This window comes from Niallia tiangongensis, from assembly GCF_044704065.1.
Taxonomy (GTDB): Bacteria; Bacillota; Bacilli; order Bacillales; family Cytobacillaceae; genus Niallia; species Niallia tiangongensis.
In genome coordinates, this window is sequence record NZ_CP162613.1 from 2,468,446 (window position 1) to 2,481,360 (window position 12,915).

Annotated in this window: 10 protein-coding genes; 5 read left to right on the forward strand and 5 right to left on the reverse strand. The window is 35.1% G+C overall.

Features of this window, described 5'->3' with window-relative positions; genetic code table 11:
* Positions 1-63: 63 nt before the first annotated feature.
* On the forward strand, positions 64-2,370 hold the full coding sequence (gene helD, locus AB3U99_RS11780; protein WP_400247773.1) for an RNA polymerase recycling motor HelD: 2,307 nt from the start codon (positions 64-66) through the stop codon (positions 2,368-2,370).
* A gap of 180 nt (positions 2,371-2,550) precedes the next feature.
* Here helD and AB3U99_RS11785 read toward each other — a convergent pair whose 3' ends face one another.
* Positions 2,551-3,921 (reverse strand): dipeptidase, encoded by a 1,371-nt coding sequence (locus tag AB3U99_RS11785; protein WP_400247774.1) that lies wholly within the window; start codon positions 3,919-3,921, stop codon positions 2,551-2,553.
* 172 nt (positions 3,922-4,093) lie between these two features.
* On the opposite strand from AB3U99_RS11785, the gene AB3U99_RS11790 reads away from it, so the two are divergent.
* A complete protein-coding gene (locus AB3U99_RS11790; protein WP_400247776.1) occupies positions 4,094-7,447 on the forward strand; it encodes a hypothetical protein in 3,354 nt (1,117 codons plus the stop codon).
* 32 nt (positions 7,448-7,479) lie between these two features.
* Here AB3U99_RS11790 and AB3U99_RS11795 read toward each other — a convergent pair whose 3' ends face one another.
* The 3 genes from AB3U99_RS11795 to AB3U99_RS11805 form a co-directional block, all read right to left on the reverse strand.
* Positions 7,480-8,055, reverse strand: a complete 576-nt coding sequence (locus AB3U99_RS11795) for a sortase (protein ID WP_400247777.1) — start codon at positions 8,053-8,055, stop codon at positions 7,480-7,482.
* Complete coding sequence (locus AB3U99_RS11800) at positions 8,045-8,986, reverse strand: processed acidic surface protein (RefSeq protein WP_400247778.1); 942 nt, start codon at positions 8,984-8,986, stop codon at positions 8,045-8,047. Before AB3U99_RS11800 ends, AB3U99_RS11795 begins: the two co-directional genes overlap by 11 nt.
* A gap of 375 nt (positions 8,987-9,361) precedes the next feature.
* The gene (locus AB3U99_RS11805; protein ID WP_400247780.1) at positions 9,362-9,907 is read right to left on the reverse strand and encodes a pyridoxamine 5'-phosphate oxidase family protein; all 546 of its coding nucleotides are present in this window, start codon (positions 9,905-9,907) and stop codon (positions 9,362-9,364) included.
* Positions 9,908-10,033: 126 nt separating this feature from the next.
* On the opposite strand from AB3U99_RS11805, the gene AB3U99_RS11810 reads away from it, so the two are divergent.
* Together AB3U99_RS11810 and AB3U99_RS11815 are read left to right on the forward strand one after the other, a co-directional pair.
* On the forward strand, positions 10,034-11,428 hold the full coding sequence (locus tag AB3U99_RS11810; RefSeq protein WP_400247782.1) for a PLP-dependent aminotransferase family protein: 1,395 nt from the start codon (positions 10,034-10,036) through the stop codon (positions 11,426-11,428).
* A gap of 13 nt (positions 11,429-11,441) precedes the next feature.
* Complete coding sequence (locus AB3U99_RS11815; RefSeq protein ID WP_400247784.1) at positions 11,442-12,077, forward strand: hypothetical protein; 636 nt, start codon at positions 11,442-11,444, stop codon at positions 12,075-12,077.
* Here the strand turns inward: AB3U99_RS11815 and AB3U99_RS11820 are convergent.
* Positions 12,072-12,455, reverse strand: coding sequence for an Hsp20/alpha crystallin family protein (locus AB3U99_RS11820; protein WP_400247785.1), 384 nt, complete (start codon positions 12,453-12,455; stop codon positions 12,072-12,074). The genes AB3U99_RS11815 and AB3U99_RS11820 overlap by 6 nt on opposite strands.
* A 121-nt stretch (positions 12,456-12,576) precedes the next feature.
* Here AB3U99_RS11820 and AB3U99_RS11825 point away from each other — a divergent pair, with 121 nt between their 5' ends.
* Entirely contained in the window at positions 12,577-12,846 is a 270-nt protein-coding gene (locus AB3U99_RS11825) for a CPCC family cysteine-rich protein (RefSeq protein WP_400247787.1), read from the forward strand.
* Positions 12,847-12,915 lie beyond the last annotated feature (69 nt).

The window sequence follows — 12,915 nt, forward strand, 5'->3', positions numbered from 1 at the left end:
TATTCTAATGATATCACATAATTGTTCTGCTTGTCAAGATAATTGATTAGGGGTGTTAGCAATATGAGTAATAAAGAAGTGGAAGAAAAGGTCCAGGAACAAAAGAGGATAGATTTTGTCCGAAAGGAAATCGATGATAAGTTGAACTTAATGGAACAAGACATTCACAATATTGGCGGTGATGTTGGTCAATTACGTGCAACCTTCTGGGAAGATGTTACTGTAAACTTAGATGAACCAGATGATGTAATTGAAACCTTTACGAGTATAAAACAGCAAGCAGAGCTGCTTGGAGAACGGGAACGAACTTATGGACAGATTCATCAGCAGCAAAAAGTCCTTCAAAAATTGAAGGATTCTCCATACTTTGGCAGAATTGATTTTGATGAGGAAGGAGAAGGAACGGAAAATATATATATTGGAATTGCTTCTTTTATGGATAAAAAAAATGAAGAGTTTTATATTTATGATTGGAGGGCTCCTATTTCAAGTGTCTATTATGATTATTCGCCAGGACCAGCTTCTTATCAAACGCCTGGTGGGATAATTGATGGTGAACTATTATTAAAAAGACAATTTATCATCCGAGATGGGAAACTAATCAGTTTATTTGATACAGGAGTAACAATTGGCGATGAGCTATTGCTTGAAGTACTTGGCAATAATGCTAATTCCATGATGAAATCAATTGTTGCGACGATTCAAAAGGAACAGAATCAAATTATTCGCAATGAAAAAAGCAGATATTTACTCGTGCAGGGTGTGGCAGGAAGTGGAAAAACCTCTGCTGCATTGCAGCGTGTAGCCTATTTGTTATACAAGCATCGTGATACATTGAAATCAGATAATATTATGCTATTTTCACCTAACCCACTATTTAATAGCTATGTGTCTACTGTACTGCCAGAGCTTGGGGAAGAAAATATGCGTCAGTCCACTTTTTATGAGTATTTACAATCACGAATTGGAAAATACTTCCTAGTAGAGGATTCATTTTCCCAATTAGAATATTTGTTAACAGAAACGGACTCAATTAAAAAGGAAAGTAGATTAAAAAGTATTCAATTTAAAAGTAGTGTAGAGTTTAAAAAGCTTATCGATGCGTATTTAGATGAATTACATAAAGATGGTGTAGTATTTAAGGATATCGTTTTTCGCAACAAAGTGTTTATATCTAGTGAAGAATTGATGAGAAAATTTTATGAAATGGAAAGCCATATCTCCATACCAAACCGAATGCAATTATTAATTGAATGGGCCCAAAAAGAAATGAAAAAGCATGCAAAAGCGGAAAGAAAACAGGGTTGGGTTGATAATGAAATGGAGCTATTGGATAAAGAGGAGTATTTGGAAGCATTTCATGCAGCTCATAAAGAAGAAGACTTCGACTATTTCGATCAAGAGGAAAAGTTCTTGCGGAAAATTATTGTTAATAAGCACTTTAAGTCTATCTATGCGGCCATTAAAAAACTTCGATTTATTGATGTTTCTGCTATGTACAGAGGGATTTTCGATTTAAGCTGTCCTACACAATTAACAATGGACGAATGGAGTAGGATTGGAGAGCAAACCATTTTAAACCTGCAAAAAAGGACACTTTCGTATGAAGATGGAACTCCTTTTGCTTATATAAAGGATAAATTGGAAGGGAAAAAATCAACATCGGGCATTCGTCAGGTATTTATTGATGAAGCACAAGATTATTCTGATTTTCAAATTAATTACTTAAAAGAGCTATTCCCATATAGCAAGATGACGCTTCTTGGCGATATTAACCAAGCAATTTATGCACACCAGCATAATGAGATTGTTGCTAATGGAGATAGGGAAGATGTCGAAAGCATTGTATTAATGAAAAGCTATCGTTCGACCAAGGAAATTGTTGAATTTACAAGAGGCCTTGCAGTAAATGGAGACAAAATCGAACCTTTTAATCGTCATGGTGAAAAACCAAATGTAGTAAGTGTTGGGGATTCGACTAAGCGAATAAACGACTTATTAACGCGAATCGAAAACTGGAAGAGAAATGGCTATAAAACAATTGCTGTTATTTGTAAAACGATTAAAGAAAGCAGCGAAGTATACGAAATGCTTAAACAGAAGTTAGAAGTCCGTTTTATTCAAAAGGGCACGACATCCTACGAAAAAGGCATTTCCGTTATACCTGCATATCTAGCTAAAGGAATCGAATTCGATGGAGTCATACTTTATAATGCATCAAGCTATCAGAGTGATTTAGAAAAGGAATTGTTTTATACAGCCTGTACAAGAGCCATGCATGCATTAGCTATGTATATAGAAGATGGAAAATGGAATCCATATTTTGAGCGGATAAAGGAAGACACTTATGAGTTGATTGAAGTAAGATAATGTTTTTCTTAAAGGAAAGTTAGTTGCATTTAGAAGTGGTTGTAACTACTAAATAAAACGGAGCAGCCTGAATACACGAACTCGTAACTAAGATTAGCTAGACAGGTGAGACCCTGTGGCGAAGTGTATTAAGGCTGCTGATTTATTAGTAAGTAATTTTATTTGATTTTTGTTGTTCTTTTACCAAACTTCTGCGAGCTCAAACCAATAATGGCAAATGGTTTGTAAGCCTTTATCGTAATTTTCTAAATGGAAATGCTCATTTGGGGCGTGGAAATTTTCATCGGGTAATCCAAATCCCATTAACACAACAGGCAGGTTTAAAATTTGGTCAAATGCTGCAACAATTGGAATAGATCCACCACCACGCGTATAGGAAGTTGGCACCTTGTACACTGTTTCATACGCTTTACCAGCTGCTTGTATCGCTTTATGATCAAATGGCGTAACAAAAGGAGTGCCTTTATCAAATAATTGAACTGTTACATCCACACCCTTTGGTTTATGAGCCTCAATATGTTTCTCTAATAATGCAACAATTTCTTCAGGATCTTGGGCAGGAACAAGTCTACACGTAATTTTTGCACTTGCTTCTGAAGGGATAACGGTTTTCACGCCTGTTCCTTGAAAGCCACCTTTTATTCCATTGATTTCAAGAGTAGGCCGCACCCAAAGTCTTTCTAAAGTAGAAAATCCTTCTTCACCGAATAGAGTAGGGGAGCCAGTTTGCTCGATGAAAGAGTCATCTGAAATTTGCAATGCTTCAAAGGCTTCCTTTTCCTCTTTCGTTAAAGGTGTCACACGATCATAAAATCCTTCTACAGCAATTACTCCATTTTGATCGTGAAAGCTTGCTAATAGCTCACTTATGGCAGCAATTGGATTTTGAATCGCTCCTCCAAATAATCCAGAATGAAGGTCACTTTTTGGACCTTTAACATGAATTTCCATGCCGCATAAACCACGAAGACCATAGCAAATTGTTGGTTTCCCTTGTTTGATCATTCCTGTATCGGAAATAACAATAACATCAGCATCTAATAGCTCCTTGTTTTCTTCTACAAAGAGAGGGAGGGCTGGACTGCCAATTTCCTCTTCTCCTTCCAAGCAAAATTTTATATTTACTGGAAGAGAACCATTTGTTTGAAGAATCCCTTCAATTGCTTTAATATGCATAAAAACCTGTCCCTTATCATCACTTGCACCTCTTGCATATAGTTTCTCATCCCGTATGTCAGGGGAGAAAGGGGGAGTTTCCCATAATTCAAGCGGATCGACAGGCTGTACATCATAATGACCATATACTAATACAGTAGGTTTTCCTTCTGCATGAAGCCAATCTGCATAAACAACGGGATTGCCATTTGTCTCATAGATGGAAGCATTTTCTAAGCCTGCATTAGTAAGAGCCAGTACTAACCATTCTGCTGCTTTCTGTATATCTTCTTTATGCTCGGGGAGGGCACTGATACTTTCCAACGATAAAAAAGAAAATAATTCCTCCAAGTGGTCATTTCGCTTCTCTTTTAAATACTCTTCAATCAATTTCATTCCTATATTCCTCCAATTATTTCGATATTAAAAATAAATTCGTTATTTAGAAAGAATATCCTCTTTTTTTAGAAAATAAAATATATTGAAAAATTATAATAAGTAATGTAAAATTACACTATTAGATGAAAAAGTAATAATTAATGTTTGTTGAGAAGAAAGGATGCATGGAATGCAGAAGAATACGATTGCCATTTTTAATCGCATTTTGGAAATATTATATGCAAAGCAATACATATCGAACGAAAGTTATATGGACATAACTGCTGGCTTTCGGCGGTACATAGCAGATGAAGAGAAAAATCAGAAGGTGGAAAAGGAAGGGGTAGAAAATAAACCTGTAAAAAAAGAAATAGAAAAGAAGCAGCCAATAAAACAAAAGAAAAAATATACTGCCGAACAGCTCCGTGAACGAAATATAGGTGTGATGCTTTATTTAGGAGTAGCGCTATTGCTAATAGGCGGATTAGTCGTTGCGACTAGTAATTGGGACTCCATGCCAGGATGGATGAAAGCAGTATCAATCTTTTTTGTTTCGATTTTATTTTTTGGTGTTGCTTTATTATCGAAAAAAGTTATCAAAATTGATCATTCTGCATTTGCTTTCTTTCTTCTTGGAAGTCTTTTCCTGCCAATAGGATTTGTTTCCATCAGTTTTTTTCAGCTAGCAGGGGACTATCTTTCGATGTATGGCGAAGGACGTTTTTTATTAGGGGTAATAGCTGGATTGATATTATTCCCAATCTATGCTGCTCTAGCTATTTATTTAAAGTCTCGTCTATATAAAATACTAACCATTGGGACGATTACTGGAACGCTTGCTTTTCTCTTTGCTTTCCTACCGTTAGCTCAAGATGGATTCTTCTTCTTTATGATAATCTATCAATTTATAACCATATATGCTTTATTAAAGTATCAACATTTGAAATGGATTCAATACTTTCAGAAGGAACTGACACCCATTGTGCAAGTACAGTTAATCTTCACTGCTTTATTTATGACATTTCTTTTTGATAGCAGTGTGATAAATGGTTTTTACTATTTGGTAATCAGCAGTCTTTTTATGATGACCATTGCGTTATCGAAACGAAAGCATGATCATTTTTTCATAACCATCGCAATTGTTTTTGGTCTTTATCGAATTTTCACCTATCCAATTCTTCAAGACTTATTGCCAATAGCTTTTGCTTGCTTTAGTATTATCCTTCTTTCCTTTGTTTTTATCTTAAAAGGGAAGATGGAATGGGGAAGAGTTTGGGAGTTTACAAGCTTTGTCATTGCACTTGCCACATTCTTTGTAACCATAGTTTTTTATTGGGAGCTTTTTCTCGACGGAAGTATGTATTTAGTGCTTGCTTATCTCTTACTGGCCTTTGAATTCCTTCTTTTAGCGAAAAAACTTGCGTATTCGTTTATTCGGTATTTGCCGGTTCTCTTTTTAAATCTAGCTTTATGGAATATTGCAGTATTGCTTCAGTTAATAAACGATGTTGACAGTATCTTCCTTGTTAGCTATGGAATAAATATAGGTCTATTATTTCTGCTGGGCTTTTTTAATAAGTGGCATTTTTTACAGGTTATTAGAAAGCCTTCTGCAATCTATAATGTTTCTTGGATGACGTTAGTAGCCTTTTTATCAACGGCGATTTTTATTGGGAAGTGGTATATTCCTTTCATGATAGGAGGAATAGCATTAAGTCTGTATACAGGAAGTCGCTTGATAAGAAATAAAACGAATAAGCAACTCCTATCCTATATAATTCCAATTACTATTTTTGGTGTTTATTTTACGACAGCAGAGACGTTCAGCTTTATAAAAGAGCAAGGACTTCCGTTATCGATTGCGATAGGAAGTATACTCACCATCATAACAGGAAGTATATATGAAAAAATGGATAAGGATATGGGGAGAATTGGGTATTTCATTGGTCAAATCATGTACGGCTTTGGCTTGCTTTTAACTTTTGAGTATTTTGCGATAAACAAATGGGTGACTACTGGAGTGTATTTAGTGTCGATACTAATTTTTTATGATTTGTATCGAAAAATAAAAAACATCCTCATTGCATGGTTAATTGGTATTGTTAGTTTGATTAGCTATTTCACTTTTATTGGTTCTATTTGGAACAGCGATACCATTCTTTTTGAAACGCTTATGAAGTATGGATGGATTAGCCTGTTTATTATTGCATTAGGATTAAAAAATACATCATTTAAGTTTCCATTCCTAACGATTTCCCATGTGTATATAATTGGAAGTATGGTCATTGATGGTTTATTTATAGGAAATGATTCCTTCCTTTCGTTTATTTATTTGTTTATTGCCTATAGCATAAGTGTCTATTTAGTCGCGAATAAATATGTGAAAATGGTATTTCGATATGGGAGCTACCTATCTAGTTATTTCTTTTTAGCGACAATTATCTCCTTTGATTTTGCAGGAGGGAATCCTTTTAGTCTCTCATTCATAGTACTGTCGATTGTTTTATTTAGTTTGTATTTCATAACACAGAATAAGGAAGAGATTATTTACTTTTTCTTGCCTTTTAGTGTTTTGGGGATTATTTCTTGGCTGTTTGCTTCACCGTTTACGATGGTCACTTATTTTGTAATCCTAATTTATATTGCGCTTGTGCTACTTGTGATTCATATGGAGAAAATGCATGTATTCTCCATTGGTGGAGTTGTTTTACTGCTTATTAATAATGAAATACTGATGTATGCGAAGGAGTTTATGCCATTTGATCGTTATCTATTTACTTGCATATGGGCAGTATTGTTTTTGTTTATAAGTACGACTGTTTACTCGACCATATTGAAGTGGATGAAAGACGGGGAAAAATGGATTGATTTTTATCTGATTGGTAGTATCCTTTCTGCTCTATCGTTATTTGAATTGGAAACAACCTTTAAGTGGGATATTGTTATACCAGGATTGTTCCTTTCCTTGCTTGCTTATTTGCAAATTAAAAGAGTCAAAAAAGAAATAGAATGGATTCCTAAGCTTGTAAGCTTGTTTTTGTTACTCGTTCCTTATTACTCGTTTCTCACGATTATACCTATTAAGGAATATATAGTGACAGAGTTAGTCGTATTACCTTGGATCATCATGGTAATTGCCACAAAGAAAATAATAGATAAGCTGATGACATTAAGCTATGTCGAATGGGGAGTTGTCACTATCGTTGCTCTTATATTAGCAATCGATGGATACCTTTCCCATACTATCTATGATGCTATAATCTTAGGTGGTCTTGCTATTTTGTCGATCCTATCTGGTTTTTGCTTTCGGTATAAATCCTATTTCTTTGTTGGCATTGGTGTAATGATTCTCAATGTTTTGTTACAAACAAGACCATATTGGGGGAATTTCCCGTGGTGGGTGTATTTATTAATTGCTGGGTCTATTCTCATTGCGATTGCAAGTATGTACGAAATGCAAAAACAAGGGAAGCAACCTTCAGCTGTTACAAAGCTTCTTGATTGGAAGAATAGATTACTGTTATTTTTAAAAACATGGAAATAAAAAAGTGGCCTGGACGGTTAGGAGTTCAGGCCTTATTTGTTTACTAGATCGATTGTATTTACTAATTCAGCAGTAACAATATATCTCTTCGGTGCATTTCCAATAAAGGAAAAAGGATAACAAGTGGTTAAGGTAAGAATTGGTCTGGATTTAGGGGTTAGAATGGTTGAATCGTTTAAAGGTACAATGGAAAATTTTGTGATTTTATATTCGTAATCTATTTCCGCTGTTTCGAGAATTAATGAATCATTCTTTTCTAAATCCTTAAGGAATCTAAAAAAAGTATCGCGATGTGCTGACAGTACTATATTATTGTTTTCGCCAGGTAAAGCGCTCTTTCGATAGTGACCGGCACCTTTTTCTAAAATCTTTGCACTTGTCCCTTCATAGACTGGAATAGTCTTGCTTTTATTTGGGACAATGATAGCTCCGATTGTTTCATCTGCTTGTACCTGTCGTAAATTGGATAATACCATTTGTCTGCTTTGGTGAAGAACTGGTTGCTCTGTAATGGTATTAATCTTCCAATAGTTAGTAAGAGCATAGAGAACCATTAACAGTCCTATCAATAGGCAGTAGATTCCAAGCTTGTTGCTCTTATTTTTCATAGGAAGCTTTCCTAAAGGTTAAAAACACCCCTACTAGTAGAAGTATATATCCAATACATAAGATGACAGGTAGCGGTGATGCTGTATTTGGAAGCTGTGCTGCATAGAGAGTAGCTAAACCTTCTGTTACTTCTGTTAATTCTACCATTTTATCCACTGCTTCGACTGAGGAAACCATGTCTGTTGAAACAATGGCATCTCCAATTAAAGTATCGTTTTTATCATATAATTCGATTGCAACGGTTGTATCCATTTGTTTATTAAAAAGATCACTTAGTGCAAGCTCTTTTCTTTTCCCATTATCATCAATACCAATTAATACTGGCTTCATAGCGGTAGTTGTAAAAAAATCTTGCCAAAAATGATTTAATGCTTCATTGTCTTTATTACTTATCCCACTTTCTTGGTCCATTTCTTGGAATTGATTTAATTGTTCTTTCCATTCCTCGACTTTTGCTGCGAGTAAGGTAGGGTTTTGTTTATTTAAGTGACCATAAAATTGCTGTTTTTCTGTGTCATCAAACCCGATATTTTCAAGAAACTCTTCTAATCGCAGCATTTTCTCCTCATGATTTTTATAAAAATCAATGGCAACCTCTAAATCTTCTAAAAACCAAAAATCCTCTACCTTTTCATGAAAACCTGCCAATAAGATATCTAATTCTTCTCTTGTCATAGAATTTTGAACAAGCAGTTCTTCAAGGTTTGTAGGAGTAATCGGGGTACCGAGCTGCTTTTCTAATAGATGTATATTATCAAAATCATCAACATTTAATCCTTTAAATGTTAAGTATTCTTCTAAATCATCTGTAGTCCAGCCGAGTTTATTAGCTAAGGTATCTATTTCCTTATCACTTGGAGAGGCGAAAACAGGTGTTGCTTGCATGCATACTCCTAAGAAGAGAAGAAGAGAAGGAAGAATTTTTTTCATTGAGACCAATCACCTCCATAATTCTATTGGTAGTGTTTGTCATTTTATGAAAATAATACGTGAATAGGAAAATAAATTTTGGGAGGAAGTGGAGGAATAAGGGTTGCGAAATAAAAGATTTCTGTTTGAGCAAAAGCCAAAGCAGAGTGGAAATAATCCGAAAATAAGATATATGATCCAAAGCAGAGTGGATATGATCTGAAAATAAAATAACGTCAACAACCCACGACTGAAGTCACGAGGGTTCTCGACTAAAACCTAAAAAATAACAGAAGGATAGCCTACATCAGAAAACCGAAGAATAAGAGTAAAATAGGGCAAACGCTTAAATCAACAATAGAGTTCCGATAGGCTCTCCATCCATTTCCAAAATCCTTACAAATCCATTTTAATCGTTCTACCAGGCGTAAATTTTGCTGCCACATTTAACTTATTTTCTTTTGCTGAAATGCTACTAGGAGTAATTTTATAAATGGCTGTTTTACTCCCAAGTGTTGACACGTATTTTTCTAAATGAGATTTAGCCAGCGGTTTCTCATAATAACCAGGGACATATTTGTTCAGCATTGCCTGCATGACATCACGGCTTTCATTGATATGCTCTAGCAGTGCGACTTCCCCAAAGATGATTACACTCATATAGGCAGTATCTACTTTCGCTGGAATCGGATTACTCATTACGCCTCTTGCTTCACTGACAGTAAAGCAAGCATGGTTGTTTTTATGGATAATCCGCGTTTTTCTTCCTTCACTGGCACCGTGAAAGTATAAGCAATCATTGAACCAAACATAATTCAATGGAATAACATATGGAACATCCTCATCTACTAATCCAAGATGACCTATATTTGTTTTAAGTAAAAAATCATTAATTCTTTCCTCATCAGTCACTTCCATAGTGGATTGTCGCATAACATTCATCTTTTCTTCCATCCCTTCCTATTATTGTTTATTCATTTTAAAATAAAAATAGTCATTTCAATAGGAACAGTTTAAGATAATTTTATAGGTACAAATATAGTAGGATTGAAAAAATGGGGGAAGAACGTGAATATTGCGATTCATTTGCATAAAGATACTAATGAGCCGGTATACATACAGTTGTATCACTATTTTAAAACAGAGATTTTGACAGGGAAGATAGAAGCGGGGGCAAAGCTACCGTCGATTCGCTATTTAGCGAGTGTTTTGCATATTAGCAAAAATACGGTGATTGATGCATACCAACAATTATGGATGGAAGGGTATGTGGAGAGCAAGGAGAAAAGCGGCTATTCGGTTGTTGCATTACCTAGCTATGAATATACAGCACCTCAAAAGAAAACGGTAGTTACAAAAAGTCCAGAGGCGCGATCAAATGCTTGTTTAGACTTTCATTATGGCGATATTGATGGGGCTAATTTCCCCATAAATGTGTGGAAGAAGACGATAAAAGCCGTAATGGAGGACAATCAGTTCAATTGGATGATGTATGGAAATAAACAAGGCGAATTAGCATTAAGAGAAGAATTGGTTGGATATCTATATAGATCTCGGGGCATTCAGACTACTGCTGAAAATCTTGTCATTACGGCAGGGTCAGAACATTTAATTCATCTAGTGCTATCTCTTATGGGGGTGAAGTCCTTATGTATTGGTATGGAAGAGCCAGGATATGATGGAGTACGAAATGTATTTACGGAGAGGGGAATCCCGATTCAATCAATACCTGTATTAGAAGAGGACGGGCATGACTTGTCGGCGCTTCTAAACAGTGCATGTAACCTCACTTATGTTACACCTTCCCATCAATTTCCGATAGGGAAGATTATGCCTATCGGAAAAAGAATAGAGCTATTAAAGTGGGCAGAAAGAAGCGATGGCTATATTTTAGAAGATGATTATGACAGTGAATTTCGGTTTCAAGGGGCGCCAATTCCAAGCATGAAAGCCATTGATCAACAGGATCGAGTCATTTATTTGGGGACATTTTCAAAGGCGTTTTTGCCATCCTTACGAATAAGCTATATGATTTTACCAGACGTGTTGCTTGAAAAATGGAAGGAACAAAGAAGACCAGACTCCCAATCAAGCTCTCCGTTATTACAGCAGGCATTGGCAAGATTTATTCAGAATGGAGATTTTGAACGCCATATTAAGCGAATGCGCAAGGTGTATGAAAGAAAATATACACTCTTAGTCCAATGCATAAAGGATTATATGGGAGAGGCGGTGCAAGTAATTGGTGAGAAGGCAGGTTTACATTTACTTATCCGTGTGCCAGCAGAACAAGAAGATAGACTTCTTGAAGAGGCAGAAAGGATAGGGATTAAAATTTATACAACGAAATCTTATTATACAGACAAAAAAGACAGGTTTCCTTTGTTACTAGGTTTTGGGGGATTGGAAGAAAAGGAAATAAAAGAGGGAATACAACGATTAGCACGTGCTTGGTTTACATAAGGGAGGAATAGTTTTGGTATCGGTAATAACTTTTATTGTAGGAATATTAGTTGCCTTTTTTACTTTCTTTATATTGGACAACTATTTTTCTTATCCTGTAACTTTGAAGATATTTATTTGCTATATACTTGTATTGATCATTATGTACTTAACAACATTGGTCGCCGTTAACACAACGAGAAATATAAACAAATTGGAAAAGCTATTTAAAAAAAATAGAAAGCATCCCTATTACAGCTTTGTCTATGCGATAAGCAATAAAGACGATAGAAGGGTGATAACAAGTTATCGGATACTGATCAAACAGAAAAAGTATCAGCCGCAATATGCTCTTTTCACGATTATATTTTCTCTTTATTTTAATAAAACATTAGGTCTTAAGGAAGAGGTAGAGAAAATAAAGCAATCAGAACGGAAGGCATACTATCAAACCTTGATTTTCATTAAAGAAAATAATTTAGAAGAAGCCAATAGAACGATCAAAGCGGTAAAGAAAAAATGGATGAAAGAAGCACTATTAGCAGAAATGGCGTTAAAAAATGGGGAAGCGGACATTGCGAAAAAGCATGCTAAAAGTGCTTTAAAGCATACAAAAGGCATCCAATATTATACATTGAAAAAAACATACGAGAGAGAACTTTCCTTATAGATATTCAATTGGTATAGAAGGTGATTGCAAATAGTTTTGCTGCTTTTCTTTCTTAATGAAAATTTCAAGAATTTGATTCGTGTACACAGCATGGATTGGATTTTGTGTAAGCGGAATCGGAAAGTCAATTGTTCTCCTCTTTTTCTCACGAGAAATCGAATCTTGAAGGATTGCCTTAATGATTAGGAGATTTTTTTCAACGGAAATATGAATATCGCAAACATTACAGTTTGGTAACAATGCTTCGACAATATACTCCTTCTCCGTTTCATACACATCAATTCGAAATTCTGTTTCATCTAGTACGGAAGTCAATGGATCAAGAAAATGATTTTTAAACCATTCATCCATTAAATGAATCCAGTTATCATCATTCATATATAGTCCTCCTTAGTATATATAGCATATTCTTGATTTATATAATGGTGACAGTAATTATCTGAAAAAATTTGGGATGAACGAAATCTAAGTTCATTTCTTATCCAAAAGTGGTGGTTAAATGTCAGAAAGTTTACATACTTGTCCGTGTTGTGGATATAAAACATTGAGCGAACGTAATTCCTGGGAGATCTTTAGGGTTTGTAAATGGGAAGATGATGAGTTGCAATTCCTTGAACCGGATTTAGGCGGTGGAGCAAATGAGGAATCCTTAAGAGAGGCGCAAAAGAATTTTAAAGAAATAGGCATATGCTCAAAAAAGTTAATCCATTGGAAAAATACTGCTGATTTAAATGATGAGAAGGATAAGAATTTCAAGCCTTTGGATTAATGACAAATGAAAGGGTGATAAACTGACAATTTATAGTTGGGTTGTCGGTTTTTTTTATACCAAAAAAGT

Excerpts from the sequence above, each read along its gene's own strand:
- AB3U99_RS11790 (WP_400247776.1), top strand. The coding sequence starts at position 4,094 with ATGCAGAAGAATACGATTGCCATTTTTAATCGCATTTTGGAAATATTA.
- AB3U99_RS11805 (WP_400247780.1), bottom strand. The coding sequence starts at position 9,907 with ATGAATGTTATGCGACAATCCACTATGGAAGTGACTGATGAGGAAAGA.
- AB3U99_RS11825 (WP_400247787.1), top strand. The coding sequence starts at position 12,577 with ATGTCAGAAAGTTTACATACTTGTCCGTGTTGTGGATATAAAACATTG.
- AB3U99_RS11800 (WP_400247778.1), bottom strand. The coding sequence starts at position 8,986 with ATGAAAAAAATTCTTCCTTCTCTTCTTCTCTTCTTAGGAGTATGCATG.
- AB3U99_RS11795 (WP_400247777.1), bottom strand. The coding sequence starts at position 8,055 with ATGAAAAATAAGAGCAACAAGCTTGGAATCTACTGCCTATTGATAGGA.
- helD (WP_400247773.1), top strand. The coding sequence starts at position 64 with ATGAGTAATAAAGAAGTGGAAGAAAAGGTCCAGGAACAAAAGAGGATA.
- AB3U99_RS11820 (WP_400247785.1), bottom strand. The coding sequence starts at position 12,455 with ATGAATGATGATAACTGGATTCATTTAATGGATGAATGGTTTAAAAAT.
- AB3U99_RS11785 (WP_400247774.1), bottom strand. The coding sequence starts at position 3,921 with ATGAAATTGATTGAAGAGTATTTAAAAGAGAAGCGAAATGACCACTTG.